Annotated in this window: 23 protein-coding genes, 2 tRNA genes and 1 riboswitch; of the genes, 20 read left to right on the top strand and 5 right to left on the bottom strand. The window is 52.3% G+C overall.

Annotation, left to right across the window (positions count from 1 at the left end):
- Together ACTHUT_RS04445 and ACTHUT_RS04440 are read left to right on the top strand one after the other, a co-directional pair.
- A partial coding sequence (locus ACTHUT_RS04445) for a bifunctional ornithine acetyltransferase/N-acetylglutamate synthase (protein ID WP_440418684.1) occupies positions 1-251 on the top strand: 251 nt, incomplete at its 5' end.
- 77 nt (positions 252-328) lie between these two features.
- Complete coding sequence (locus ACTHUT_RS04440; protein WP_440386522.1) at positions 329-1,699, top strand: chloride channel protein; 1,371 nt, start codon at positions 329-331, stop codon at positions 1,697-1,699.
- Between the two features lie 75 nt (positions 1,700-1,774).
- Here the strand turns inward: ACTHUT_RS04440 and ubiB are convergent, their stop codons facing one another.
- Complete coding sequence (ubiB, locus tag ACTHUT_RS04435; protein ID WP_440386523.1) at positions 1,775-3,286, bottom strand: ubiquinone biosynthesis regulatory protein kinase UbiB; 1,512 nt, start codon at positions 3,284-3,286, stop codon at positions 1,775-1,777.
- A 206-nt stretch (positions 3,287-3,492) separates the two neighbouring features.
- Positions 3,493-3,589: riboswitch (glycine riboswitch) on the top strand.
- A gap of 209 nt (positions 3,590-3,798) precedes the next feature.
- Between ubiB and gcvT the strand changes: the two genes are divergently transcribed.
- The 17 genes from gcvT to ACTHUT_RS04350 all read left to right on the top strand — a co-directional run bounded on the left by gcvT (position 3,799) and on the right by ACTHUT_RS04350 (position 20,693).
- Complete coding sequence (gcvT, locus tag ACTHUT_RS04430) at positions 3,799-4,899, top strand: glycine cleavage system aminomethyltransferase GcvT (protein ID WP_304669585.1); 1,101 nt, start codon at positions 3,799-3,801, stop codon at positions 4,897-4,899.
- A gap of 147 nt (positions 4,900-5,046) precedes the next feature.
- Positions 5,047-5,586 carry a hypothetical protein gene (locus ACTHUT_RS04425; protein ID WP_440386551.1) on the top strand — a complete coding sequence of 180 codons (540 nt, stop codon included), beginning with the start codon at positions 5,047-5,049 and terminating at the stop codon, positions 5,584-5,586.
- Between the two features lie 35 nt (positions 5,587-5,621).
- Positions 5,622-6,020, top strand: a complete 399-nt coding sequence (gcvH, locus tag ACTHUT_RS04420) for a glycine cleavage system protein GcvH (protein ID WP_036494010.1) — start codon at positions 5,622-5,624, stop codon at positions 6,018-6,020.
- A gap of 107 nt (positions 6,021-6,127) precedes the next feature.
- Complete coding sequence (locus tag ACTHUT_RS04415; RefSeq protein WP_188211895.1) at positions 6,128-6,679, top strand: DNA-3-methyladenine glycosylase I; 552 nt, start codon at positions 6,128-6,130, stop codon at positions 6,677-6,679.
- A 55-nt stretch (positions 6,680-6,734) separates the two neighbouring features.
- A complete protein-coding gene (gene gcvP / locus ACTHUT_RS04410) occupies positions 6,735-9,587 on the top strand; it encodes an aminomethyl-transferring glycine dehydrogenase (RefSeq protein ID WP_440386524.1) in 2,853 nt (950 codons plus the stop codon).
- Positions 9,588-9,813: 226 nt separating this feature from the next.
- Positions 9,814-10,623 (top strand): bifunctional hydroxymethylpyrimidine kinase/phosphomethylpyrimidine kinase, encoded by an 810-nt coding sequence (thiD, locus tag ACTHUT_RS04405; protein WP_440386525.1) that lies wholly within the window; start codon positions 9,814-9,816, stop codon positions 10,621-10,623.
- 111 nt (positions 10,624-10,734) lie between these two features.
- Positions 10,735-11,154: an OsmC family protein gene (locus tag ACTHUT_RS04400; protein ID WP_440386526.1), complete on the top strand. Its 420-nt coding sequence runs from the start codon at positions 10,735-10,737 to the stop codon at positions 11,152-11,154.
- A gap of 259 nt (positions 11,155-11,413) precedes the next feature.
- Complete coding sequence (locus tag ACTHUT_RS04395) at positions 11,414-12,127, top strand: GntR family transcriptional regulator (RefSeq protein ID WP_440386527.1); 714 nt, start codon at positions 11,414-11,416, stop codon at positions 12,125-12,127.
- Positions 12,128-12,199: 72 nt separating this feature from the next.
- The gene (locus tag ACTHUT_RS04390) at positions 12,200-12,979 is read left to right on the top strand and encodes a DeoR/GlpR family DNA-binding transcription regulator (protein WP_440386528.1); all 780 of its coding nucleotides are present in this window, start codon (positions 12,200-12,202) and stop codon (positions 12,977-12,979) included.
- A 150-nt stretch (positions 12,980-13,129) separates the two neighbouring features.
- The gene (locus ACTHUT_RS04385; RefSeq protein WP_070615842.1) at positions 13,130-13,729 is read left to right on the top strand and encodes a hypothetical protein; all 600 of its coding nucleotides are present in this window, start codon (positions 13,130-13,132) and stop codon (positions 13,727-13,729) included.
- 123 nt (positions 13,730-13,852) lie between these two features.
- Positions 13,853-15,541 (top strand): glutamine--tRNA ligase/YqeY domain fusion protein, encoded by a 1,689-nt coding sequence (locus ACTHUT_RS04380; RefSeq protein WP_440386529.1) that lies wholly within the window; start codon positions 13,853-13,855, stop codon positions 15,539-15,541.
- An 82-nt stretch (positions 15,542-15,623) separates the two neighbouring features.
- Complete coding sequence (locus ACTHUT_RS04375; protein ID WP_440386530.1) at positions 15,624-16,526, top strand: DMT family transporter; 903 nt, start codon at positions 15,624-15,626, stop codon at positions 16,524-16,526.
- A 244-nt stretch (positions 16,527-16,770) separates the two neighbouring features.
- Positions 16,771-18,030, top strand: a complete 1,260-nt coding sequence (rho, locus tag ACTHUT_RS04370) for a transcription termination factor Rho (protein WP_003748836.1) — start codon at positions 16,771-16,773, stop codon at positions 18,028-18,030.
- A 57-nt stretch (positions 18,031-18,087) separates the two neighbouring features.
- On the top strand, positions 18,088-19,446 hold the full coding sequence (locus tag ACTHUT_RS04365) for a deoxyguanosinetriphosphate triphosphohydrolase (protein ID WP_440386531.1): 1,359 nt from the start codon (positions 18,088-18,090) through the stop codon (positions 19,444-19,446).
- Positions 19,447-19,578: 132 nt separating this feature from the next.
- Positions 19,579-19,655, top strand: a tRNA-Arg gene (locus ACTHUT_RS04360).
- 12 nt (positions 19,656-19,667) lie between these two features.
- Positions 19,668-19,742 (top strand) — tRNA-Glu (locus tag ACTHUT_RS04355).
- A 393-nt stretch (positions 19,743-20,135) separates the two neighbouring features.
- On the top strand, positions 20,136-20,693 hold the full coding sequence (locus ACTHUT_RS04350; RefSeq protein ID WP_440386532.1) for a hypothetical protein: 558 nt from the start codon (positions 20,136-20,138) through the stop codon (positions 20,691-20,693).
- Positions 20,694-20,776: 83 nt separating this feature from the next.
- On the opposite strand, the gene ACTHUT_RS04345 is transcribed toward ACTHUT_RS04350, so the two are convergent.
- From ACTHUT_RS04345 to ACTHUT_RS04335, 3 genes are all read right to left on the bottom strand, one after another.
- The gene (locus ACTHUT_RS04345) at positions 20,777-22,087 is read right to left on the bottom strand and encodes an NCS2 family permease (RefSeq protein WP_049333916.1); all 1,311 of its coding nucleotides are present in this window, start codon (positions 22,085-22,087) and stop codon (positions 20,777-20,779) included.
- Between the two features lie 229 nt (positions 22,088-22,316).
- Positions 22,317-23,639, bottom strand: a complete 1,323-nt coding sequence (gene miaB, locus ACTHUT_RS04340; protein WP_440386533.1) for a tRNA (N6-isopentenyl adenosine(37)-C2)-methylthiotransferase MiaB — start codon at positions 23,637-23,639, stop codon at positions 22,317-22,319.
- Between the two features lie 71 nt (positions 23,640-23,710).
- Positions 23,711-24,106: a hypothetical protein gene (locus ACTHUT_RS04335; protein WP_004519559.1), complete on the bottom strand. Its 396-nt coding sequence runs from the start codon at positions 24,104-24,106 to the stop codon at positions 23,711-23,713.
- 198 nt (positions 24,107-24,304) lie between these two features.
- Between ACTHUT_RS04335 and hemL the strand changes: the two genes are divergently transcribed.
- A complete protein-coding gene (gene hemL / locus ACTHUT_RS04330) occupies positions 24,305-25,588 on the top strand; it encodes a glutamate-1-semialdehyde 2,1-aminomutase (RefSeq protein WP_440386534.1) in 1,284 nt (427 codons plus the stop codon).
- A gap of 78 nt (positions 25,589-25,666) precedes the next feature.
- Here hemL and ACTHUT_RS04325 read toward each other — a convergent pair.
- Positions 25,667-26,115: universal stress protein (locus ACTHUT_RS04325; RefSeq protein WP_440418683.1), on the bottom strand; the 449-nt coding region annotated here is incomplete at its 5' end.

Raw genomic sequence — 26,115 nt, 5'->3', positions numbered from 1 at the left:
TGGCAGCCGTCGGCTATGCCGGTATTGAAGACTTGGACGTCGATGCTTTGAAAATGTGGCTGGATGACGTGTTGGTGGCCGAAAACGGCGGCCGTGCGGAAAGCTATACCGAAGAAGCAGGACAAGCAGTGATGAACCGTCCGGAAATCACCGTCCGCATCGATTTGCAACGCGGCGATACGGAGGCGGTTGTTTATACCTGCGATTTGTCGCACGAGTATGTGTCGATTAACGCGGATTACCGTTCTTAAAAACCTTTATCCTTGTGTTCAGACGGCCTTTGAGAAAAGCATCAAGGCCGTCTGAATACATTGACTGCGTGCCTATTATGAAATTTCCACAGACTTGGGCGGCGCGCCTCGCCCACAAAATCCGCCAAACCAAACGCCTGTCGAAAAAAAGCATGGCTTTTCTGTTTTTGCTGGCAGGCTCGGCGCTGGTTGCCCTGACGGCTTTGCTGTTTGCGCGTTTGGCGGATTTGGCTTTGGAATGGAATGCCTTGTTGGTAGGGAAATATCCGTGGTTTGCATGGGTGGCCTTGCCGCTGGGCTTGCCACTTTTGGCGTGGTTTACGCGCAAATTTGCGCCGTACACTTCCGGCAGCGGAATTCCGCAGGTCATCGCTTCGTTGTCTTTGCCGTATGGCGCGCAGAAAACCCGTCTGATTCGTCTGGGCGAAACCTTTTTTAAGATTCCGCTGACGTTTTTAGGCATGATTTTGGGGGCGTCGATCGGTAGGGAAGGGCCGTCTGTACAAGTGGGTGCGGCGGTCATGAACGCTTGGGGCGCGTGGTGTAAAAAGCACGGGCTGGCGTTTAGGGGCATGCAGGAAAACGATTTGATTGCCGCAGGCGCGGCCGGCGGTTTGGCGGCGGCGTTTAACGCGCCTTTGGCCGGCGTGGTGTTTGCCATCGAAGAATTGGGGCGCGGCGTGATTTTGCGTTGGGAGCGCCAAATCCTGATGGGCGTGTTGGCGGCCGGTTTCATTCAAGTGGCGATACAGGGCAACAACCCGTATTTTTCAGGGTTTCAAGGGCATGAGCTGCCAAACATGCTGATGTGGGCCGCAGTGTCGGGCATCGTCTGCGGCGTGGCAGGCGGATTGTTCGGCAGCTTTTTGTATCGCGGCGCGGCGGCATTCGCACCGGTGCGCTGGCGCAGTTTCATCCGCCGTCATTTGTTGGTGGTTGCCTTTGTAATGGGCATTTTGCTGGCGCTGCTCGGTACGTTTTATCAAGGCAAAACCTATGGCACGGGCTATCACGAAGCCGCAGCCGCACTCAAAGGTGCGTATGAAGCACCAATCGGCTTGGCCGCCGCAAAATGGGCGGCAACCGTGTTCAGCTATTGGGCAGGCATTCCCGGCGGTATCTTTACGCCGTCGTTAACCATCGGCGCGATGATAGGCGAACACATAGCCTCTTTCGCGCAACTGGGCGACGCGTCCAATGTCGCGGTTTTGCTCTGCATGGCCGCATTCCTTGCCGCCGCGACCCAATCGCCGTTGACCGCCGCCGTAGTGGTAATGGAAATGACGGGCGGACAGAATTTGCTGTTTTGGATGCTGCTGACGTGCATCTTCGCTTCGCAAGTCTCGCGCCAATTCTCGCCGCATCCGTTTTACCATGCCGCAGGTTTGCGCTTCAGACGGCATATCGAAGCCGAAAGCGGACATGTTCAGCACGAGAAAAAAGAATAGATAGGCATATAAAAGGCCGTCTGAAAATCAGATTTCAGACGGCCTTTTATATGTCGTTTAAAGCTGTATTGCGGTTTATTTAAACAGCAAAATCAGCAGCAACACAACCGCAATCATACCCAGCCACAGGCTTTGGCGTTGTTGCACTTTGACCAAATGCACATAGGCATCGCGCATTTCCTGTTGGCGGTTTTCATCAACCAACGCATTGATTTTGCGCGGCAGGGAAGGGATGATTTGCGCCCAGTCGGGGGCTTCGTTTTTGAGGTTGCGCCAAAGGGCTTTGGGGCCGACCTGTTCGTTCATCCATTTCACCAAAAACGGTTTGGCGGTTTTCCACAAATCCAAATCGGGATCAAGCTGGCGGCCCAATCCTTCGATGTTGAGCAGCGTTTTTTGCAGCAACACAAGCTGCGGCTGGATTTCGACATTGAAGCGGCGGCTGACTTCAAACAGGCGCATCAGCACCAAGCCGAAGGAAATTTGCGAAATCGGTTTGTTGAACACCGGCTCGCACACGGCACGGACGGCAGCTTCCAATTCTTCCGCACGCGTGTCGGCAGGTACCCAGCCCGATTCGATGTGGGCGGTGGCGACGCGGTGGTAATCGCGGTTGAAAAAGGCGAGGAAGTTGATGGCGAGATAGCGTTTGTCGTAGTCGGTCAGCGTGCCGACGATGCCGAAATCGAGGGCGATGTAGCGGTTGTCGGCGGCGACCAAAATATTGCCGGGGTGCATATCCGCGTGGAAAAAACCGTCGCGGAAAACTTGCGTGAAGAAGATTTCCACGCCGTAATCGGCAAGTTTATGCAAATCGATGCCGTCGGCTTTGAGTTTGGCGATGTCCGATACTGGCGTGCCGTCCATCCATTCGATGGTCAGTACGTCGCTGGTGCAGTAGTCGTAAAATACCTTCGGCACAATCAGCATATCGCTGTTTTGGAAGTTGCGACCGAGCTGGCTGGCATTGGCGGCTTCGCGCATCAAGTCCAATTCGTCGTGCAGGTATTTGTCAAATTCGGCCACCACTTCGCGCGGCTTCAAACGCTTGCCGTCTGAAAACAAACGCTCCACCCAGCCTGCACCAAAGCGCATCAGCGACAAATCCTGTTCGATAACGGGCAAAAGGTTAGGGCGCAAAACTTTCACTGCGACCTGTTCGCCCGAATGCAGGCGGGCTTTGTGTACTTGGGCGATGGACGCGCTGGCGACAGGTTCGGTTTCAAATTCCGCGTACAGCGTTTCGATGGATTGCCCCAGTGATTTTTCGATTTGCGAGCGTGAAAGCTGCGCGTCAAACGGCGGCACTTTGTCTTGCAACCTGGCCAGTTCGACCGCGTAATCATGCGGAATCAAGTCGGGGCGCGTGGACAATACCTGTCCGAATTTGATGAAAATCGGCCCCAGGCTTTCCAAAGCCAAACGCAGGCGTACGGCAGGCGTCTCGTGTTTGAACTTGGACGACTGCGGCAGCATATTGAGAAAAGTCCGCGCCCAACCCGGACGGACCAGCGAGGCAATCAGCTCGGCGAGGCGGTAGCGGTAGAGCGTGCAGAGGATGGTTTTGATGCGTTTGAGGCGGTTCATAGTGGGCGCGGATAAATCGAAAAAACAGAATTATATAGGAAAAACGGATAAGGGCTTCAGACGGCCTGAGACTTTTGCAAAAATGTTTGCCGCATATCCGGCAATTTCGCAAAGGTTTGCGGTCGGCCGTTTTGATAAAAAGATGAATATTCACATCATAAATATTCGTCGGCCACTTGCCCAAACCGCCGATTCAAGCCATAATCGGAGCATGTGCAGGAGAGAGCTACACACAACTACATGTAGCCACCGAAGGCGCAGACACCCTTAAATCGCTCAGGTATCAGGGACTGCACATTGAAACAAACAATCTGGAGAGCGGCGTTTGAATAACGTCCACCGAAGGGGAGAAGGCCGTCTGAACCACCATTCAGACAACCGCGCAAAGCAGTGAGCAGACTGGTTTGCCATCAAGCGGGTATGCCGAAAATCTCAGGTTCAAGGACAGATAGGGTCTTCCGCGCTGTTTATGTGCGGACGGCATCTGAACAATAAATCCGGAGAAGCTGAGAATGACTGCCCTGAAAACCACCCCGTTTCACCAAGCCCATCAAGATGCAGGCGCGAAGCTGGTCGATTTTGCCGGCTGGGAGCTGCCCATCCATTATGGTTCGCAAATCGCCGAACACGAAGCTGTGCGCACCGACGCAGGTATGTTCGACGTATCCCACATGCTCGTTACCGATGTCGCCGGAGCGAACGCCAAAGCCTTTTTCCGCAAACTGATTGCCAACGACGTTGCCAAACTTGCCTTCGTCGGCAAAGCCCTTTATTCCGCGCTGCTCAACGACAACGGTGGTGTGATTGACGACTTGATCGTTTACCGCACCAACGAAGCCGAAACCCAATACCGCATCGTATCCAACGGCGCGACCCGCGAGAAAGACACCGCCCAGTTCCACAAAGTCGGACAAGAATTCGGCGTCGCCTTCAACCCTCGTTACGACCTCGGTATGCTTGCCGTGCAAGGCCCTAAAGCCATTGAAAAACTCCTGACCGTCAAACCCGAATGGGCGGATGTCGTCCACAACCTGAAACCATTCCAAGGCGCGGATTTGGGCAACGATTGGTTTGTCGCCCGCACCGGTTACACCGGCGAAGACGGCGTCGAAGTCATCCTGCCCGGCACCGAAGCCGTCGCATTCTTCAAAGCCCTGCAAGCAGCAGGCGTACAGCCCTGCGGTCTCGGCGCACGCGACACCCTGCGCATGGAAGCCGGCATGAACCTCTACGGCAACGATATGGACGACGACACCAGCCCGCTCGAAGCAGGCATGGGTTGGACGGTCGATTTGAAAGACGAAAACCGCGACTTCGTCGGCAAAGCCGCCTTGCTGGCATTGAAAGAAAAAGGTGTTGCCGTCAAACAAGTCGGTTTGCTGCTCGACAAAGGCGGCATCCTGCGCGCGCATATGGAAGTGTTGACCGACAAAGGTAAAGGCGAAACCACCAGCGGCGTATTCTCGCCCAGCCTGAAACAATCCATCGCCATCGCTCGCGTGCCGAAAGATTTTGACGGCGATACCGCCAAAGTGCTGATTCGCGGCAAAGAAGTCGATGTGCGCGTACTGAAGCTGCCGTTTGTGCGCAACGGTCAAAAACAGTTTGATTAATATCGTTTCAGACGGCCTTTATTTATTAAGGGCCGTCTGAAAGCAGGTTTTAAGGAATTGTTATTTCCTATGAAAGCAACCTTCTGCAATTTATTGTTGGTATTTATGTTATCGGCTTGCGCTTCGTCTGCCGGCGAGCGCGGATTGATGTTTTTCGATACAGAAGGAAAATCCCGTACTGCAACATTTATGAAAACCGTTGGTGGCAATGGAAAGATTGTCGGCGAGGTAACGATAGACGGGGAATATGCTCTTGATATTATCCGCATGAATGATGATTTGAGTATTGCCGTGCAAGATAACAAGGGTAGAAGCCGTGCTTCCGACCTGAAATCGTTGTCGCAAGCGAAATCATTTACCCTGTTTGCGTTCAGCCGTTATGCGGGAACAGTTGAAGTGGATAAAGTATCGGCTGTTACAGGCATTTGTGCAGATTACCGCAGCAAAGGCCTGAAGGTTGCCATTGCAGACAATATGAATTCCAAACAAGGAATCGTTGTATTCCGCGCAAGCGGCATAATGGCAAGTAACAAGCGCAAGATAAACGAAGCATATTTGGATTATTCTGCATCCCCTAAACTTCCTTCCGCCCAAAAACAAAAATTGGAACAAGATAAAAACAATATGATTGCCGTCCATTACGGACGCTTAGAAGAATTAATCGCACGAGGTATCTGCGCACGCTAAGCTGTGCAGAGGCCGTCTGAAAATAACCCCTATCAATGGAGAATCAAACCATGAGCAACATCCCAGCCGAACTGAAATACGTTGCCAGCCACGAATGGCTGCGCCTTGAAGAAGACGGTACCATCACTGTCGGTATTACCCACCACGCGCAAGAGCTGTTGGGCGACATCGTGTTCGTCGAGCTGCCCGAAGTCGGTGCAAACCTGGCTGCCGAAGAGCAAGCCGGTGTGGTTGAGTCTGTGAAAGCAGCGTCCGACGTATACGCGCCGATTGCAGGCGAAGTCGTTGCCGTCAACGAAGATTTGCCCAGCGCGCCGGAAACTGCCAACAGCGACCCTTACGGCGCAGGCTGGTTCTTCAAAATCAAACCTGCCAACCCTGCCGATTACGACGGTCTGTTGACTGCCGAACAATACGCAGGCGAAGTAGCTTGATTTTTGCAAACATCCAAACAGGTTTTACGCCTGTTTGATGGTGCAGGTCTTAGGTCGTCTGAAAAATACTTTCAGACGGCCTTTGTTTCAATTTTTCCTCAATAAACATGAATTACTGCGAATTTGTCGCCACGCTACCCAACGATACGGACAACCCCAACCAACATTATCACAACACGCAATACGGTTTTCCGATTGAGGACGACAATGAATTGTTTGAGCGGCTGGTGTTGGAAATCAATCAGGCAGGATTGAGTTGGACGCTGATGCTGAAGAAGCAGCAGGCATTTCAGACGGCATTTAAAGGTTTCGACATCGAGACGGTCGCCGCATTTGACGAAGCCGATATTGAGCGGCTGCTTGCCGATACAGGCATCGTCCGCAATCGCCTGAAAATTAATGCAGCCATTTATAACGCGCGACAAATCAAACAAATACAGCAAGAATACGGCTCATTCAAAAACTGGCTGGATGCACACCATCCGCTCGACAAGGCTGAATGGGTGAAGCTGTTTAAAAAACATTTCAAATTTGTCGGCGGCGAAATCGTCGGCGAATTTCTGATGAGTACCGGCTACCTGCCCGGCGCGCATGCGGAAAGCTGTCCGGTTTATAGGGAAATATTGGCATGTCGTCCGAAGTGGGCGGAGGCCGTCTGAAACAACATCTGAAAGAAAAAGCGGTTTTGATACCGATAACAAAAAAGGAGTAGAAATGAAACTATCTGAATTATTCAACCCGAACGAATTTGCCGCGCGCCATTTGAGCTTTGGCGACGAGGCTGCGCTTTTGGAAGCGCTCGGCGAGAAGAGCATGGACGATTTTGTCGGCAACACCGTGCCGCAAAGCATCCGTATGCCGTCCGAACTCGATTTGCCCGAAGCCTTGACCGAGGCGGACGCATTGGCGAAATTGAAAGGCATTGCGTCGAAAAACGTGATCAACAAGTCCTATATCGGTTTGGGCTATTACCCGACCCGCGTGCCGAACGTGATTTTGCGCAACGTGTTGGAAAATCCGGGCTGGTACACCGCCTACACGCCGTATCAGGCGGAAATCGCGCAGGGTCGTTTGGAAGCGTTGCTGAACTTCCAACAAGTGTGTATCGATTTGACCGGTTTCCCTGTGGCAGGCGCGTCTTTGTTGGACGAGGCGACCGCCGCCGCCGAAGCGATGGCGATGGCGCATCGCGTGGGCAAGGTGAAATCCGAGCGTTTCTTTGTGGACGAGCGCGTTTATCCGCAGACGTTGGACGTGATGAAAACCCGCGCCAAATATTTCGGCTTTGAGCTGGTGGTCGGCGATTTTGCCCAAGCGGATGAAGGCGAATACTTTGGCGCGCTGTTCCAATACGTCGGCAAAGACGGCGACGTGCAAGACTTGCAGGACGTTATCGGCCGTCTGAAAGCCAAAGGCACAATCGTTGCCGTTGCCGCCGACATCATGAGCTTGGTTTTGCTGAAATCGCCTGCCGAATTGGGCGCGGATATTGCTTTGGGCAACACCCAACGCTTCGGCGTACCGATGGGCTTCGGCGGGCCGCACGCTGCTTATTTTGCGTTTAAAGACGAGTTCAAACGTTCCGCCCCGGGCCGCATCATCGGCGTATCCAAAGACGCATCGGGCAAACCTGCCTTGCGCATGGCTTTGTCCACCCGCGAGCAACACATCCGCCGCGAAAAAGCGACATCCAATATTTGTACCGCACAAGCATTGCTGGCGAACTTGGCCGGCATGTACGCCGTTTACCACGGCCCCGAAGGCGTGAAACGCATCGCCAACCGTATTCACGCGCTGGCTTCTGCCTTTGCCGATGCGCTGGTTTCAGACGGCCTGAATGTGGTTCACAAAGTCTTCTTCGATACCGTTACCGTTGATTTCGGCAGCAAAGAGAAAGCAGACCAAGTGTTTGCCGCTGCTTTGAAGTCGGGTTACAACCTGCGCCGCGTCAACGATACTCAAGTTGCGGCTGCATTCCATGAAACTTCGACACGCGAAGATTTAACCGATTTGTACCGCGCGTTTACCGGCAAGGATACGGCTACATTTGCCGATGACGTCAAAGGCCGTCTGAACGCCGAGTTGCTGCGTCAGGACGACATTCTGCAACATCCCGTGTTCAACCGTTACCACACCGAACACGAAATGTTGCGCTACCTGAAAAAACTCGAAGACCGCGATTTGGCGATGAACCGCAGCATGATTTCGCTCGGTAGCTGCACCATGAAGCTCAATGCGACTGCAGAAATGTTGCCGATTACTTGGGCAGAGTTCACCGACATCCACCCCTACGCCCCCAAAGACCAAGCCGCAGGCTACCGCGAACTCTTGACCGACATGGAAAACAGCCTGAAAGCCATCACCGGCTTTGACGCAATTTCCTTCCAGCCCAACTCCGGCGCGCAGGGTGAATACAGCGGCATGCTCTCCATCCGCCGCTATCAAGAAGCCAACGGCGAGGGACACCGCAACATCTGCCTGATTCCCAAATCCGCCCACGGCACCAACCCCGCCACTGCCGCCATGCTGGGTTTGAAAGTCGTCGTCGTTGATACCGACGAACACGGCAACGTCAACATCGACGATTTGAAAGCCAAAGCCGAGCAACACCGCGACGCTTTGTCCGCCATCATGATTACCTACCCGTCCACCCACGGCGTGTACGAAGAAGGCATCCGCGACATCTGCCGCATCATCCATGAAAACGGCGGACAGGTTTACATGGACGGCGCCAACCTCAACGCCCAAATCGGCATCATGCAGCCTGCGGAGGTCGGTGCGGACGTGTTGCACATGAACCTGCACAAAACCTTCTGTATCCCTCACGGCGGCGGCGGCCCGGGCGTCGGCCCTATCGGTTTGAAAGCCCACCTCGCTCCGTTTGCACCGGGACACGCCTTGACCGACACCCACAGCGCCAGTGCCGACCAAACCGCCGTTGCTGCTGCGGCCTTCGGTTCTGCGTCCATCCTGCCGATTACTTGGATGTACCTGACCATGATGGGCAAACAAGGCATGGAACAGGCAACGCGCTGGGCATTGCTCAATGCCAACTACGTCGCCAAACGCCTGAGCGAAGATTATCCGATTCTGTATGCAGGCAAAAACGGCCGCGTCGCACATGAATGTATCGTTGATTTGCGTCCGCTCAAAGCCGAAAGCGGCATCACAGAAACCGACATTGCCAAACGCCTGATGGACTACGGTTTCCACGCGCCGACGGTTTCCTTCCCCGTTGCCGGCACGCTGATGATCGAGCCGACCGAGAGCGAAAGCAAAGCCGAACTCGACCGCTTCATCGCTGCCCTGAAACAAATCAAACAGGAAGTGCTGAAAGTCGAGCGCGGCGAATGGCCGAAAGACGACAATCCGCTGGTCAACGCCCCGCACACCGCCGCCGACGTAACCGGTGAATGGGCGCATCCGTATTCCCGCGAAGAAGCCGTCTTCCCGCTGCCGTTCGTGCGTGAAAACAAATTCTGGCCGAGCGTGAAACGTTTGGATGAGGTCTATGGCGACCGCAATCTGGTTTGCTCCTGCTTGCCGATTGACGCATACGAAGATTAAGCCTGAATAGGTTTAACATTGAACAGGCCGTCTGAAAATGAAAATAGTTTTCAGACGGCCTTTTGTTTGTTAAGATATTCCGCCCGAGAACGTACGTTTGTTTTGGGTAAAACAACAAATAAGGCTTTCGGAAAGATAGACGGCGCATGCCTTTGTTTGCGGATAAAACCAAAACGGCTTTCAACAACGATAAGCAAAAGGCCGTCTGAAAAACAAGGAGGACACGATGGACGAACTTTTTATTCAAACGCTGACGATTGCCGGTTCCGATTCCGGCGGCGGCGCAGGCATACAGGCGGATTTGAAGACATTTCAAATGCGTGGCGTGTTCGGTACCAGCGTACTGACCGCGGTTACTGCACAAAATACTTTGGGCGTATCGGCGGTGCATCCGATACCGACCGACATGATTGCCGCGCAGATTGCCGCGATTCAGGAGGATTTTCAAATCCGCGCCTATAAAATCGGCATGCTGGGTACGGCGGAAATCATCGAATGCGTAGCGGAACAAACCGCCGAATGCGATTTCGGCAAACGCGTGTTGGACCCGGTCATGATTGCCAAAGGCGGCGCGCCGTTGTTGGAAAATTCAGCCGTCGAAGCCATGAAACGCCTGCTGCTGCCGCATACGGACGTATTGACCCCCAATCTGCCCGAAGCGCAGGCCTTGACGGGTATTAATATTGAAAACCGCCAAGATGCGGAACGCGCCGCTAAAATTCTTCAGGATTGGGGTGTGAAAAATGTGGTGATTAAAGGCGGCCATCTTGCCGACAGTCAAAGCGAATATTGCACCGACTGGCTGTTTACGCCAAACGAAACCATCGAGCTGAACAGCAAACGTTTCCCAACGCCGCATACGCATGGCACAGGCTGCACGTTTTCGGCCTGCATTGCTGCCGAGCTGGCAAAAGGGTTTAGCGTGCCCGAGGCGGTTCAAACGGCAAAAAACTATATTGCCGCCGCCATTTCCCATCCTTTGGGCATCGGGGCAGGGCACGGGCCAGTCAACCATTGGGCGTATCGGGACGAATAACGCGTTCGGCCCGATTGTAATTGATTGTATTTTTCAGACGGCCTGACTAGGTTTATTACTAGGAATTGTTTACAATATCGGATTAATGCTTTTACGGATAAAAAAGACACCATGCAAGTTACCTCAAAATGGATAGACGGAATGTGCTTCGTCGGTACAACGGCAAACGGACACAGCGTCGTAATGGAAGGCGCGGCGGCTGAAGGCGAAGTCAAACGCGGCCCCAGCCCGATGGAAATGCTGTTGTTGGGTGTAGCAGGCTGCTCCAGCATCGATGTGGTGATGATTGCCGAGAAACAACGCCAAAGAATTACCGACTGCCGTGCCGAAGTGACTGCCAAACGCGCCGACACCGCGCCGCGCGTGTTTACCGAAATCCATATCCATTTCAAAGTGTATGGTCGGGATTTGCAAGAAAGCGCGATTGAACGCGCCGTACAGATGTCTGCCGAAAAATATTGCTCCGCATCGATTATGCTGGGCAAAGCGGCAAAAATGAGCCACAGCTTCGAAATTGTCGAAGCAGAATAGGGCGGTTTTCAAGGAAAAAGCCGGAGCGTGAAACGGCTGCCCACAAAAAAGCAGATATATTCACGCATTAACATGAATATATCTGCTTGCTTTTTATTCCTTTTTCTCTCTCTCTATCAGCCTTTATAACTTGGCTTGTTGACCTCATTGTGCAAGTTTCGTTTAACATTGTCAACAATTTTTAATTATATTTTAACCAACCCTGAAATATGCAGGTCTGCAAGCCATTGCGCCTCAACACAAATACTGGGGAAACATTATGGATTACGAAAATAATACCAACGTTGCGCCTGCAACTTCATCGCTTATTTTGGAAGAGCGTCACGATTCCGAGCTCTTCCGCGTGTACGCATTGATTTTGGACGGGATTACCGACCATCTGCTGCTGCCGGGTAAAAAACTGACCGAGTCCGAGCTTTGCCGACAAATGGTTTGCTCGCGCAATACCGTGCGTGGCGCATTATCGCTTTTGGCACACGACAAAATCGTCGATTTGCAGCCCAATCGCGGCGCATTTGTCCATGTGCCGGACTTGAAAGAAATGAAAGACGTGTTCAACACGCGTATCGAAATGGAAAGCATGATTCTGAGCGTCCTCATCGATATGCCTGATTTGGAAACGCGTTTGAAACCGCTTTACTCTATGATTGAGCAAGAGGGCGCAGCCTCCGAAAGCGGCGACCGCGTGGGTTGGAACCGCCTGTCCAATGCCTTCCATGTCGAATTGGCGCGGCTGCTGGACAACGATGTCCTGTTTGAAATCATGAATACCTTGTGTGCACGTTCTTCATTGATTGTGGCTGTTTCCGATCCGCTTCGCAAAGAAAAGCGCAACATCGATTCAAATTCGCACCATGAACACCGAGAAATCCTCGATTTGTTGTTGGCAGGCAAGCGCAACCGTGTGACCAAAGTCATGCGCCGCCACTTGAGCGCGTGCATCGAACGCTTGGAACAGAAACTCGAAATGTAATCGGTTTGACAATAAAAAGGCCGTCTGAAATATTCAGACGGCCATTGGTTTATCCCTGCAAAGCAAAACGCCATGAAACCCAAAATCCAAAGACACGAACATATCCTCACCCTTATCCGCGAACATAACTTCATGACGGTGGAAGAGCTGGCAGCGAATTTGGATGTGACGCCGCAAACCATACGCCGCGATGTGCAGGAATTGAGCGAAACCGGACAACTCAAACGCTATCACGGCGGCGCGTCTTTGGGCGACGTTTCAGTCGTAACGGCAGGGCAGGAGCGGCGCAACCATCAGCAACAGGAAAAAAACGCCATTGCCAGGCTGATTGCTTCCACCATTCCCGACAATGCCTCGCTCTTTATCAGCATCGGCACAACCATGGAAGCCGTCGCTGCCGAGTTGGTTAGACAGCGTAAAAACCTGCGGATTATCACCAACAACATTTACGCCGCCTCCATCACCGCGGCGCGTACCGACTACACGGTTATCATCGCTTCCGGCGTGGTCCGCCCCTTGGATGGCGGCATTACGGGCGTGGCGACCGTCGATTTCATCAACCAATTCAAAGTCGACTATGCCATCATGAGTACCCACGGCATAGAAAACGACGGCTCGCTTTTGGATGACGATTACAAGGAAGTCAGCGTCATGCAGGCGATGGTGAACAATGCCCGCGTGCGCTATCTCGGCGTCGATCACAGCAAGTTTAACAGCAATGCCCTGGTCAGACTGGGCGATATCGGCGCATTTGATAAGCTATTTACCGACCGCACACCATCCGCCGCCATGCAGAAAACCCTAAATGAGCGCGGCGTGGCGTGGCAGGTTGCCGAACTTATGCCGCTTTGAGTTCGGTTGTTATAAAAAATTAATGAAATTCGGGTACAATGGGGAGGCATTTTCAGATGGCTGTTATTTGATGAGTAGGCCGTCTGAAATCCAATCATCCGTCCATAAATGTTCTTTGATTCAGGAGAACAGTTTTGAAAAGCAGTAAAGATGAATTTTCCCCGTATTAGCGAAAAAAAATTTGCCGGCCTTTCATTGGCAGGCAGTATCGTTATTATCATCACTACTTCGATATGGTTCTATCTGGTAGGTCCTGAAGGTTTTGACAGCACATTGATTGCCGGTATGTTGATGCTTGTCTCGGCGAATCTGGTTTATGCTCTGTTTTACCGGCGTTTGCGTCCCGCTACGTTGGCGGGCAGCTTGTGGGCGACAGCCATCGTTTGGGTTTGGTATATGATAGAGGTGCTCGATGAGCTCGCTTACATTCGGCACGGTTCAGGTGATTTGTGGTTTGTGTTGCCTTTATTCTATGGCATCTCGCTGATTGCTTCCATTATCGCCACCGCAGCCCGCACCAAGCTGCTCTCTTTGGAAAAATCCTCGCTTCAAGCATTTTGGGCGTCTATGAGCTGGTCTTTTATCGGCAATGCCGGTTTGCTTTGGATTTTTTACCCAATCGCACTTTTGATTATTTTAGGTATCGTTCTGTTGATTAATCTGCTGGTCAAGTTGATCGATTCATCAATGGCACCCAAACGTATGGAAGACAATACTTCCAACCATTCCAATCTTCCATCAGATTCATAATTACCCATGCAGAGGTCGTCTGAAATGGTTTTCGGACGACCTCTGTGACTTGTATTTACTGTAAAGCCGTCCTGTTTTCAGGTAAAATCGGTACGACATAATATTTTCAGATAGCTCCCGACCATGCTCAATAAAGACCAATTCGCGGACAACCACTTTATCCGCACTATCATCGAAGAAGACCTAAAAAGCGGCAAACACGAAGCCATTCAAACCCGCTTCCCGCCCGAACCCAACGGCTACCTGCACATCGGTCACGCCAAATCCATCTGCTTAAACTTCGGTTTGGCTTATATTTATGACGGCTTGTGCAACCTGCGTTTCGATGACACCAACCCCGAAAAAGAAAACGACGAATACGTCAACGCCATCAAAGAAGACGTTGAGTGGCTTGGTTTCCATTGGGCGGGCGAACCGCGTTTCGCTTCCAACTATTTCGACCAGCTGTATGACTACGCCGTCGGTTTAATCAAAGACGGCAAGGCCTATGTCGATGATTTGACGCCCGAAGAAATGCGCGAATACCGCGGCACGCTGACTGAAGCGGGCAAAAACAGCCCTTATCGCGACCGCAGCGTCGAAGAAAACCTCGACCTGTTTACGCGCATGAAAAACGGCGAATTCCCCGACGGCAGCAAAACCCTGCGCCTGAAAATTGACATGGCATCAGGCAACATTAATATGCGCGACCCCGTCATCTACCGCATCCGCCGCGCCCATCACCACAACACCGGCGACAAATGGTGCATCTACCCGATGTACGATTACACGCATTGCATTTCCGATGCCATCGAAGGCATCACGCATTCCTTGTGTACACTCGAATTTGAAGCACACCGTCCACTGTACGACTGGGTGTTGGACAACATTCCTGCGCCGCACGCCACGCGTCCGCGCCAATACGAGTTTTCCCGTTTGGAGCTTCTGTATTCCATCACGTCCAAACGCAAGCTGAACCAACTGGTTTCAGACGGCCACGTTGCCGGCTGGGATGATCCGCGTATGCCGACCATTTCCGGTATGCGCCGCCGCGGCTACACGCCGGAAGGCCTGCGCTTGTTTGCCAAACGCGCCGGTATTTCCAAATCTGAAAACATCGTCGATATGAGCGTGTTGGAAGGCGCGATTCGTGAAGAGCTGGAAAACTCCGCACCGCGCCTGATGGCGGTTTTGAACCCGCTCAAAGTCACCCTGACCAACTTTGAAGCCGGCAAAACCCAAAGCCGCCGTGCCACGTTCCATCCGAACCACGAAGAAATGGGCGATCGCGAAGTGCCTGTTTCCCAAACCATCTACATCGAAGCCGACGACTTTGCCGAAAATCCGCCCAAAGGCTTCAAACGCCTGATTCCCGGCGGTGAAGTGCGCTTGCGCCACGGCTATGTCATCAAGTGCGATGAAGTAGTAAAAGACGAAGCAGGCAATGTGGTTGAACTCAAATGCAGCATCGACCACGATACCTTGGGCAAAAATCCCGAAGGCCGCAAAGTCAAAGGCGTGATTCACTGGGTGTCTGCCGAACACGCCGCCGAAATCAAAGTCCGTCTGTACGACCGCCTCTTTACCGTCGAACGTCCCGATGCCGTGCGCGGCGAAGACGGCAACTACCTGCCGTTTACCGATTTCCTCAACCCTGAATCCATCAAGGAAATCACCGCCTACGCCGAGCCTGTCGCAAAAGATTTGCCGGCAGAGAGCCGTTGGCAGTTTGAGCGCATCGGCTATTTCGTCACCGACCGCAAAGACCACAGCAAAGACACGCCGGTGTTTAACCGAACGGTAACGCTGAAAGATTCTTGGCAGCCTAAGTAATCTGTTTGCAGTCGCTAAATTGAAGGCCGTCTGAAAACTTGAAATCCGGTTTTCAGACGGCCTTTGTCGATAAAGGGATGAGATGGAACGTTATTCTGTACATTTGAAACTGCTGGGAATGGCGGTGTTGTGGGGCGCGTCCTGGCCGATGGGGCGGGTGCTGGGGCAGTCGCTGCCGCCGCTGACGGGCGGGGCGGTTCGGTTTGTCTTGGCTTCGGTTTTGTTGTTGGGCTGGTTGTTTGCGCGTAGCAGGTTCACGACTTTGGCGGCTTTGTCGGCGCGGCAATGGCTGGGTTTGACGGCGGCTGCTTCCGTCGGCGTGTGCGGCTATGCGGTGTTTTTTATGCTGGGTTTGCAGACTATGCCGGCAGGCAAGGCGGCGGTGGTTGTGGCGGTGAATCCCGTGTTGACGCTACTGTTGGCAACTTGGTTTTTCGGCGAGCGTTTAAATGCGAAGATTTTGGCGGGTATGCTGCTGGCGGTCGGCGGTGCCATTATGGTGGTAACGCAAGGGCAGCCGTTGACGGTATTGTCGGGTGGCATCAAGGCGGGGGAGTGGCTGATTTTCGGCTGCGTGGTCTGTTGGGCGGCTTATACCTTAATCGGTCGCGCGGTTTTGCGCGGGATAGATGCGCTGACGGTAACGACGGCAACGTCGTTCATCGGCGCGCTGATGTTGTCAGTGGTGGCGTTGTGGACGGACGGATTGCCTTTTGAGGCAATGGCGGCGATGGATGCACGCGGTTGGACGGCATTGGCGTGGCTGGTCATCGGCGCGACGGTATTGGCCTACGCGTGGTATTTCGAAGGCGTAAAGACTTTGGGTGCAGGCAGCGCGGCAGCGTATATTACGCTCGTGCCGATTTTCGGTATGCTGTCTTCGGCTTGGGTTTTGGGCGAACCGCTGCATATTTCGCTGGTTGCGGGCTGCGCGGCGGCGGTCGGCGGCATGACGCTGATGCGGTACGGGCAGAGGGCCGTCTGAAGTTGGGTAAATACTCGGATTTTGGGCGATGGGGTTGTGATTGCCAAGCTGTTGCCGGCCATAATCTTATTGCAAGGTAAGATTATGGTCTCGGCTCAGCGTTCGATTTAAAAATTTGACACCCTGCCTCCAACTGCCTAAAATTCAACTTTCTCAAAAATCTACCGTATCCTGCGGCACGATTTCATACTTTCAGACGGCCTTTGTGCCATCTCTCTGATACCATCCAAAATATATCAATACTATGCACGTTTCAGAACTCCAAACCCTCCACATTTCCAAACTCTTGGAAATGGCAGAAGAACATGGCATTGAAAACGCCAACCGTTTCCGCAAACAAGACCTCGTTTTTGCCATCGTCCGCCAGATGATGAAGCAGAATGTCAGCTTTACCTGTTCGGGCACACTTGAAATCCTGCCCGACGGCTTCGGTTTCCTGCGCAGCGCAGATACTTCTTATCTTGCCGGCCCTGACGATATTTATGTTTCTCCCACGCAAATCCGCCGCTTCAATCTGCACACCGGCGACACCATCGAAGGCAGCGTGCGCGTGCCGAAAGACAACGAGCGCTATTTCGCGCTTGTCCGCCTCGACACCATCAACGGCGATCCGCCCGAAGTCTGCAAACACAAAATTCTTTTTGAAAACCTCACGCCTTTATTCCCAACCGAACAATTCAAACTCGAGCGCGACATCAAAGCTGAAGAGAATCTGACCGGCCGCGCCATCGACTTGGTTTCCCCGATCGGTAAAGGCCAACGTGCATTGTTGGTTGCGCCGCCTAAAACCGGTAAAACCGTGATGTTGCAAAACATTGCCCACGCCATTACCGCCAATTATCCCGATGTCGAGCTGATTGTCCTGTTGATTGACGAGCGTCCGGAAGAAGTAACCGAAATGAGCCGTTCTGTACGCGGCGAAGTCGTTTCCTCTACGTTTGACGAACCGGCGCAACGCCATGTACAAGTGGCCGAGATGGTGATTGAAAAAGCCAAACGCATGGTTGAACACAAAAAAGACGTGGTCATCCTGCTGGATTCGATTACCCGTTTGGCGCGTGCCTACAATACCGTCGTGCCGACTTCGGGCAAAATTCTGACCGGCGGTGTCGATGCCAACGCTTTGCACCGTCCGAAACGCTTCTTCGGTGCCGCGCGTAATGTGGAAGAAGGCGGTTCGCTTACCATTATTGCGACAGCGCTTGTTGAAACCGGCAGCCGCATGGACGACGTGATTTACGAAGAGTTCAAAGGCACGGGCAATATGGAATTGCACCTTGACCGCCGTATGGCAGAAAAACGCCTGTTCCCGGCCATCAGCATCAATAAATCCGGTACGCGCCGCGAAGAATTGCTGGTGCCGAACGATCAGTTGCAACGTATGTGGCTCTTGCGTAAATTCCTCCATCCGATGGACGAAATCGAAGCGACCGAGTTTTTGGTGGGCAAACTCAAAGACTCCAAAAACAATGACGATTTCTTTGAATTGATGCGCGGTAAATAAACATAAGGCCGTCTGAATATGTTTCAGACGGCCTTTGCTTCATTTTAGGAAACGCTTATGAATACCCGAATGAATTGGCAAAACTTATTGTCCACCCAACGCTTCCGTCCCAAAAACGGCGAAATTGTGCCGACCGTTACCCCTTCGACTCAGGAAGGTGCCGATGCCTTGCGTACAGATTTTCACATCGATTACGACCGGGTTGTTTTTTCCGGAGCCTTCCGCCGCCTTGGCCGAAAAACGCAAGTGCATCCGCTGGCGCAACATGACTTGACGCACAACCGCTTGACGCACAGCGTTGAAGTTGCCAGCGTGGGCAGGAGCTTGGGCAACCGCGTGGGCGTGATGTTGCACAACGGCGGTTTTCTGCCGCAGGGTAATACGCCCAGCGATATTGGTGCCGTGGTGCAGGTTGCCTGTTTGGCGCATGATTTGGGCAATCCGCCGTTTGGCCATACTGGCGAAGATGCTTTGCGCGATTGGTTCAGACGGCCTGAACATCAAATTTATCTGAACACATTAAACGAAGCGGAACGCAACGATATTCAAACTTATGAAGGCAATGCGCATAGCCTGCGTATCGTCGCCAGTCTTGAAATGTATCCCGAGGCGGGCGGAATGCGCCTGACTGCGGCAGCCATCGGCGCATTGCTGAAGTATCCGTGGACAACGCAACATCCAAACGGCAGAAAGAAATTCAATATTTATCAAACCGAGTTGCCGTTTATCCGTCAAGTTGCCGACGAATTGGGGCTGGTTTCCGCGGGAGTAGATAGCTGGGCGCGCCATCCTTTGTCTTATTTGATGGAGGCCGCCGACGATATTTGCTATGCCTTGCTGGACTTGGAAGATGCCGTTGAATTGGATTTGCTCACGGATACGGAAGTAGAAAGTATTTTGTCCGAGCTGACCTTTGCCGAAAGCGCGTGGCACGCCAGCTCTAGCCGTCAGCGTTGCGCCATGTTGCGCGGCATTGCGATCGGCAAGGCGATTGATGATGTCGCACAAACCTTTATGCTGCATCAGTCTGATTTACTGGACGGAACATTCAAAGGCAAAGATTTGCTGGCTTTGTGTAGCCCGCAAGTGCAAAATACTTTGGCAAAAGCAAAAGAATTGGCGCAAACACGGATTTTCCGCCATCACACCAAGCTCTTGACCGAAATCGCCACGTTCCCATGCTTAGGCTCTATCTTGGATTTGCTCGTCCCTGCCGCTTATGCCCTGATTGCTGAAAAACAGCTGGCAACACGCCAGTCTTTGGCGTTGGAATTATTGAAAAAGCACAATCCGATTCTTCCTGAAGACAGTCTGTATCAGGCCTATATGAAGATTTTGGATTTTGTCGGCGGCATGACCGATAACTCCGCCGCCAAAATGGCGCGGGATTTGTCAGGAGTAGGGATTTTACGTTAATTTTATATTGTTTAATTTCAATCATTTAATTAAAAATATAAAAAATATCTGCGAAAAGAGTAGACAGGTTTCAGTAAAGCCTATATTATTCGGTCTTCTTGATTCACAACGCACTTGCGAAGTGATGAGGATGCACCCGTAGCTCAGTTGGATAGAGTATCTGGCTACGAACCAGAGGGTCGGGCGTTCGAATCGCTCCGGGTGCGCCACAAGATTTATATGCGCCCATCGTCTAGCGGTTAGGACATCGCCCTTTCACGGCGGTAACCGGGGTTCGATTCCCCGTGGGCGTGCCAGTTTTCAAAAAAACGCAATCTGTTTCAGATTGCGTTTTTTTATTGCATTTACTGTTTGTGTTCTAAGGCCGTCTGAAACGCTCAGAAACTCAAGAGGCAGAGTGTGTAAAATCAATTGCCCAGACTTTTCGTCGTTTCTATGCGTTTTTCAATGTTATTTTACTATTGTCAAAACCCGATTTATTGACAATAGTATTCATCTTAAAAATTCCCAAACCTGAATTTACATGATTTCATATTTATAATTTCTTGATTTTATAAAATAAAAATATTTATTTGAACTTTTCCTAAAAAATGCCGTCTGAGATAAAGACAAGACGGAATATCTCTGTTAATGTGTAAATGTCAGCCGGCGTTTGCCGGTTTTTTATTGAAACCATTTGGGAGTCAATTATGAATATGAATGTTAAATTAATCGTTCCTGCCGTTTTGGCGGCTGTTGCCCTGACTGCATGTAGCAGCGGTTCTAAAGCCAAACCTGAAGCTAAAGCTGCGCCTACTGCGCAACAACAAACTCAAGCTCAGGCTCAACAAGCTCAAGCTCCAGTACCTAATACTTTGAAAGTGGACTCTATCGACGGTACTAAAGAAGTTCACTACAAATGCGGTAAAGACGGCAAAGAGCCTCTGAGCGTCATGTACGGCTTCAAAGGCAACGAAGTTGTTGCTGCCCAAGTAAAATACAAAGGCCAAGTCACTGAAAACCTGTTCCGTATCACCGACAGCAGCAAAGATGTAAATGCATTCTGGGGTGGCAACGTTGCTTGGATTGCTGAAGCAGCTACTGCAGCCAACGTGGACAAAGTTGACGGCAACATGTTGACTATCCGCGGTACTACCGAAGTAAACGGCAAACAAGAAGTGGTTGACCAAATCGCTACCCGCTTCTGCGCATTGGACAAAGGCGCGAAAGCTGCCGCTAAACCAGTCGCTAAAAAAGTGAAAAAATAACCTTTTACCGACAGCTTTAAACGCTGGGTAAAATAAAACAGGCCGTCTGAAAGGTTTTCAGACGGCCTATTCTTTTGAACAGTTTAACCCAAGAACCAGAATTTCAATGCCCACAATACGGCAACAATCCATACCATAGGCGGTACGTCTTGGGTGCGGTTGCACAAGAGTTTGATGAGTGCGTAGCTGATAAAGCCAAACGCAATACCGTCGGCAATCGAATAGGTAAACGGCATAAAGACGATGGTCAGGAATGCCGGTGCGGCTTCGGTCATGTCGTCCCAATCGATTTCGCGCGCGCTGCGCAACATTTGCGCGCCAACATAGAGCAGGGCGGGAGCGGTAGCGAATGCAGGAATGCTTTGAACCAGCGGGGAGAAAATCAGGCAGGCCAGCATCAGGACGCCGACGGTAACGGCAGTCAGGCCGGTGCGGCCGCCGGCAGAAACGCCTGCCGCGCTTTCAACGTAAGGGGTGGTAGAAGAAGTACCCAAGGCGGCGCCTGCAACGATGGCGGTTGAGTCGGCAAGCAGGGCGCGTTTCAAACGTGGCAGTTTGCCGTCTTGCAACAGGCCTGCGCGGTGGGAAACGCCGACCAATGTGCCGGTAGAGTCAAACAGGTCAACCAGGAAGAATACAAAAATCACGCTGACCATGCTGACGGTGAACAAGCCTTTGAAGTCCATCTGCATGAAAGTCGGCGCAATGCTCGGAACTTCGCCGACCACGCCTTTGAACTCGCTCAAGCCCAAGACGGTGGAGACGGCAGTCAGCGTCAGAATGGTAATGATGATGGAGCCTTTGACGCGGAAGTGGCCGAGTGCAACCACCATGACAAAGCCTGCCATCGCCAGCAGGGCGGTAGGCTGGTGGATGTCGCCCAAACCGACCAATGTGGCAGGATTAGCCACAATCACGCCTGCGCCTTTGAGTGCAATCAATGCCAAGAAGAGGCCGATACCTGCGGCAATCGACATTTTCAAGCCCATAGGCAGGGCGTTGACCAGCATTTCGCGCACTTTAAAGAAGCTGAACAGGATGAAAATGATGCCTGAAATGAAAACGGCACCCAAAGCCACACGCCAGTCCACGCCCATGCCTTTGACGACGGCAAAGGTAAAGTAGGCGTTCAAACCCATGCCCGGAGCGAGGGCGATCGGGTAGTTGCCGACAAAGCCCATCACGAAACAGCCGATGGCGGAGGCGATACAGGTGGCCACAAATACTGCGCCCATATCCATGCCGGTTTCACCCAAAATCAGGGGATTGACGATGATGATGTAACACATGGCGAGGAAGGTGGTCAAACCGGCCATGATTTCAGTGCGGACGTTGGTCTGATTGGCGCTCAGGTTGAACAATCGTTCCAAAACGCTTTGATTTGAAGAACTCATTTAAAAATATTCCTTTTGGGAAAGCCGCTTGCGGGACGGCATCGTCGGATTGGTCTGCAAAAAGTTTGGTTTTTGGCCTTAACTTCTCAACAGATAAGGGAATTTTCGGGCGGTATTATACTGAAAAGCCTTTTGTTCGGGTAATAAAAATACATGAATCAGATAATGCCGTGACGAACCAAGATAAAGGCCGTCTGAACAGTTTCAGACGGCCTTTGTTTGTGTGTGCTTATACCGGTTTGCCTTTCAAGGAGAAGGTGTAGGCTTCGGTGATTTCCAAATCGATCATTTGGTTGATCATGTCGGGTGTGCCGGTAAAGTTGACCACGCGGTTGTTGGCGGTACGGGCTTGCAGTTGGTCGGGGTCTTTTTTGGAGATGCCTTCGACCAAGCAGCGTTGAACCGTGCCGACCATGGTTTGGTTGATGCGCGCGGTTTCGGCTTCGATGACTTCGTTCAAAGCTTCGAGGCGGCGCACTTTTTCTTCGTGCGGCGTGTCGTCGTGCAGGTTGGCGGCAGGTGTACCGGGGCGCGGGCTGTAAATAAAGACGAAGCTCAAGTCGAAGGCGATGTCTTTGACCAGTTTCAAGGTTTGCTCGAACTCGCGCTCGGTCTCGCCCGGGAAGCCGACGATAAAGTCGGAGCTGAGGCACAAATCAGGACGGATGGTGCGCAGCTTGCGGATGATGGATTTGTATTCCAAGGCGGTGTAACCGCGTTTCATCGCGCTCAATACGCGGTCGGAACCGCTTTGAATCGGCAGGTGCAGGTGGGAAACCAGCTTGGGCAGGTCGCGGTAGCACTCGATAATCGCGTCGGTAAATTCGCGCGGATGGCTGGTGGTAAAGCGCAGGCGTTCGATGCCCGGGATTTCGTGGACGATTCGCAACAAGGTGGCGAAGTCGCAGATTTCACCGTTTTCCATCTCGCCGCGATAGGCATTGACGTTTTGGCCTAAGAGGTTGATTTCTTTAACGCCTTGTTGCGCCAAACCGGCAATCTCGGTCAATACGTCGTTGAGCGGGCGGGAGAATTCTTCGCCGCGGGTGTAAGGGACGACACAGTAAGAGCAGTATTTGGAACAGCCTTCCATAATGGAAATGAATGCCGAGCCGCCTTCTACGCGCGCAGGCGGCAGGTGGTCGAATTTCTCGATTTCGGGGAAGGAAATGTCGATTTGAGACAGGCCGGTGGTTTCTTTATCGACGATGAGTTTGGGCAGGCGGTGCAGTGTTTGCGGGCCGAAAACCACGTCCACATACGGAGCGCGTTTGACGATGTTTTCGCCTTCTTGAGAGGCAACGCAGCCGGCAACGCCGATGATTACGTTTGGGTTTTTCTCTTTGAGCGGGCGGACGCGGCCTAAGTCGGAGAAGACTTTCTCTTGTGCTTTTTCGCGCACGGAGCAGGTGTTGAACAAGATGATGTCGGCGTCGTCAGGTTGGGTAACCTGCTCGATGCCGCCGTGTTCTTCGGCGAGGACGGACAGCATTTTTTCGCTGTCATACTCGTTCATTTGGCACCCGAAGGTGCGGATAAATACTTTTTTCATGGTTTGTTTTGATTGACTTGCTTGTTGTAAAAGGGTTCAGACGGCCTGTGAATACCCGGGCCGTCTGAAAGTTATTCTTCCGCCTGTTTTTGCGCTTTGGCGTGTGCGGCAAACCTGTCGGCCTCGGCGTCGGTCAGAATCCAGATTTCGCGGACGAGGCGGCTCTCTTCGTTGTATTTGAACGCGACGGCTTTACCGGTTTGATTCAGCAGGCGGCCCATGGGGATGAAACGGTCATTTTCATCGTGGATTTTGGTGAAGCGCGTGATTTGCAGTTTGGCCGCATTACCGTCCACAATGCCCAAGGTCAGCAGGCGCGTCCAAGAAAAACCGCCTTTGCTGACTTTCAGATAAGGCAAATCGACAGTCTTTAAGACGGCCACGTCCATATCGTCAGGCAGGCTGCGTTGTGCATGGACGAGGGAGGACGCCAAAAGGGCGAGGCTGAGTATGAATCCGCGTAACATGATGCTTTTCTTTTATTGTTTCAATAGGTCGCGGATTATAGCACAAGCAGGAAAAATGTGGATAGAGTGTTTGTTTTTAAAGAATAATTTTGATTTTGCGCCCGATTCTTATTTTGAAGCTTGGGCCGTCTGAAAAGGATTTGGTGTTAAAATGGCATCAATTTGATTTTCAGACGACCTCTTACGAAAGAATTGACCATGAACCGTAATGAAAGCTTGTTCAACCGCGCCAAAGCCATTATTCCCGGCGGCGTGAACTCTCCTGTGCGCGCATTCGGCAGCGTCGGCGGCGTACCGCGCTTTATCAAAAAGGCAGAAGGCGCGTATGTTTGGGACGAAAATGGCACGCGTTATACCGACTATGTCGGCTCTTGGGGCCCTGCGATTGTCGGCCACGCCCATCCTGAAGTCATTGAAGCCGTGCGCGAAGCGGCATTGGGCGGTTTGTCGTTTGGTGCGCCGACTGAAGGCGAAATTGTCATTGCCGAAGAAATCGACAAAATCATGCCGTCGGTCGAGCAGCTGCGCCTTGTCAGCTCCGGTACGGAAGCGACGATGACCGCCATCCGTCTGGCACGCGGTTTTACCGGCCGCGACAAAATCATCAAGTTTGAAGGCTGCTACCACGGCCATTCCGACAGCCTGTTGGTGAAAGCAGGCAGCGGTCTGCTGACGTTTGGCAATCCTTCTTCCGCCGGTGTGCCTGCCGACTTTACTAAACACACCTTGGTACTCGAGTACAACAATATCGCCCAACTGGAAGAAGCCTTTGCCCAAAGCGGCAATGACATTGCCTGTGTGATTTTGGAGCCATTTGTCGGCAATATGAATCTGGTTAGGCCGTCTGAAGCCTTTGTCAAAGCCTTGCGCGAATTGACCGAAAAACACGGTGCCGTGTTGATTTACGACGAAGTGATGACCGGCTTCCGCGTGGCGCTGGGCGGCGCGCAATCTTTGCACGGCATCAAACCCGATTTGACCACCATGGGCAAAGTAATCGGCGGCGGTATGCCTTTGGCGGCGTTCGGCGGCCGTAAAGACATTATGGAATGTATTTCCCCGTTGGGCGGCGTGTATCAGGCAGGTACATTGTCCGGCAACCCGATTGCGGTTGCGGCCGGTTTGAAAACGCTGGAAATCATTCAGCGCAAAGGCTTCTATGAAAACCTGACTGCCCTGACCCAACGCCTCGCCAACGGTATCGCCGACGCGGCCAAAGCGCATGGCGTTGAATTTACGGCGGACAGCGTGGGCGGCATGTTCGGTCTGTATTTTGCCAACCATGCACCGCAAAACTACGCCGACATGGCGCGTTCCAATATCGACGGTTTCAAACATTTCTTCCACGGTATGCTCGACCGCAATGTCGCATTCGGCCCGTCAGCTTATGAAGCCGGCTTTGTTTCCGCCGCGCATACGCCCGAGCTGATTGACGAAACCATTGCTGCGGCACACGAAGTATTCAAAGAAATGGCAAAATAAAAGCTGAAGCTGTCATGTGAAAAAAGGCCGTCTGAAAAATATTCAGACGGCCTTTCGCTATTTTAAATCAATGCTTGATTATGCTTCTTCGGCTTTGCTGCGGATAATCAGCAGAGGCAGGTGGCTTTGGCGCATTACGGTTTCGGCAAAGCTGCCCATCAGCAGGTGCATCAGGCCGGTGCGGCCGTGTGTGCCGAGTACCAGCAGGTCGGCGCCGTTTTCGTCGGCGTAGTCAACCAAGTCTTGCGCCATTTCGCGCGCGCCTTTGTTGGCAATCAACAGGTGTTTCACGATGTTTTCAACGCCGTTTTCACGCGCTGTTTTTTCTGCGAAATCCAAAACTTCGTTGCCTTGGGCAACGGCGGCGGCTTCGTAGCTTTCGTGTTGCAGGAATTCAGGAGCCAAAGCCATGTATTCGGCAGGGTTGGCAACGTGAACCAAAGTCAGTTGGGCTTTGTTGAGGCTTGCCAGTTCGGCGGCGTGTTTCAATGCATTGAGGGAGGTCTCGCTACCGTCAACGGCTACAA

The organism is Neisseria sp. P0022.S010, assembly GCF_051956635.1.
This window is presented reverse-complemented; position numbering and strand designations above follow the sequence as displayed.

What these genes read in the sequence shown, in the direction of transcription:
- ACTHUT_RS04440 (WP_440386522.1), top strand. Translation starts at nt 329, where the DNA reads ATGAAATTTCCACAGACTTGGGCGGCGCGCCTCGCCCACAAAATCCGC.
- ubiB (WP_440386523.1), bottom strand. Translation starts at nt 3,286, where the DNA reads ATGAACCGCCTCAAACGCATCAAAACCATCCTCTGCACGCTCTACCGC.
- gcvT (WP_304669585.1), top strand. Translation starts at nt 3,799, where the DNA reads ATGACTGCCCTGAAAACCACCCCGTTTCACCAAGCCCATCAAGATGCA.
- ACTHUT_RS04425 (WP_440386551.1), top strand. Translation starts at nt 5,047, where the DNA reads ATGTTTTTCGATACAGAAGGAAAATCCCGTACTGCAACATTTATGAAA.
- gcvH (WP_036494010.1), top strand. Translation starts at nt 5,622, where the DNA reads ATGGAGAATCAAACCATGAGCAACATCCCAGCCGAACTGAAATACGTT.
- ACTHUT_RS04415 (WP_188211895.1), top strand. Translation starts at nt 6,128, where the DNA reads ATGAATTACTGCGAATTTGTCGCCACGCTACCCAACGATACGGACAAC.
- gcvP (WP_440386524.1), top strand. Translation starts at nt 6,735, where the DNA reads ATGAAACTATCTGAATTATTCAACCCGAACGAATTTGCCGCGCGCCAT.
- thiD (WP_440386525.1), top strand. Translation starts at nt 9,814, where the DNA reads ATGGACGAACTTTTTATTCAAACGCTGACGATTGCCGGTTCCGATTCC.
- ACTHUT_RS04400 (WP_440386526.1), top strand. Translation starts at nt 10,735, where the DNA reads ATGCAAGTTACCTCAAAATGGATAGACGGAATGTGCTTCGTCGGTACA.
- ACTHUT_RS04395 (WP_440386527.1), top strand. Translation starts at nt 11,414, where the DNA reads ATGGATTACGAAAATAATACCAACGTTGCGCCTGCAACTTCATCGCTT.
- ACTHUT_RS04390 (WP_440386528.1), top strand. Translation starts at nt 12,200, where the DNA reads ATGAAACCCAAAATCCAAAGACACGAACATATCCTCACCCTTATCCGC.
- ACTHUT_RS04385 (WP_070615842.1), top strand. Translation starts at nt 13,130, where the DNA reads ATGAATTTTCCCCGTATTAGCGAAAAAAAATTTGCCGGCCTTTCATTG.
- ACTHUT_RS04380 (WP_440386529.1), top strand. Translation starts at nt 13,853, where the DNA reads ATGCTCAATAAAGACCAATTCGCGGACAACCACTTTATCCGCACTATC.
- ACTHUT_RS04375 (WP_440386530.1), top strand. Translation starts at nt 15,624, where the DNA reads ATGGAACGTTATTCTGTACATTTGAAACTGCTGGGAATGGCGGTGTTG.
- rho (WP_003748836.1), top strand. Translation starts at nt 16,771, where the DNA reads ATGCACGTTTCAGAACTCCAAACCCTCCACATTTCCAAACTCTTGGAA.
- ACTHUT_RS04365 (WP_440386531.1), top strand. Translation starts at nt 18,088, where the DNA reads ATGAATACCCGAATGAATTGGCAAAACTTATTGTCCACCCAACGCTTC.
- ACTHUT_RS04350 (WP_440386532.1), top strand. Translation starts at nt 20,136, where the DNA reads ATGAATATGAATGTTAAATTAATCGTTCCTGCCGTTTTGGCGGCTGTT.
- ACTHUT_RS04345 (WP_049333916.1), bottom strand. Translation starts at nt 22,087, where the DNA reads ATGAGTTCTTCAAATCAAAGCGTTTTGGAACGATTGTTCAACCTGAGC.
- miaB (WP_440386533.1), bottom strand. Translation starts at nt 23,639, where the DNA reads ATGAAAAAAGTATTTATCCGCACCTTCGGGTGCCAAATGAACGAGTAT.
- ACTHUT_RS04335 (WP_004519559.1), bottom strand. Translation starts at nt 24,106, where the DNA reads ATGTTACGCGGATTCATACTCAGCCTCGCCCTTTTGGCGTCCTCCCTC.
- hemL (WP_440386534.1), top strand. Translation starts at nt 24,305, where the DNA reads ATGAACCGTAATGAAAGCTTGTTCAACCGCGCCAAAGCCATTATTCCC.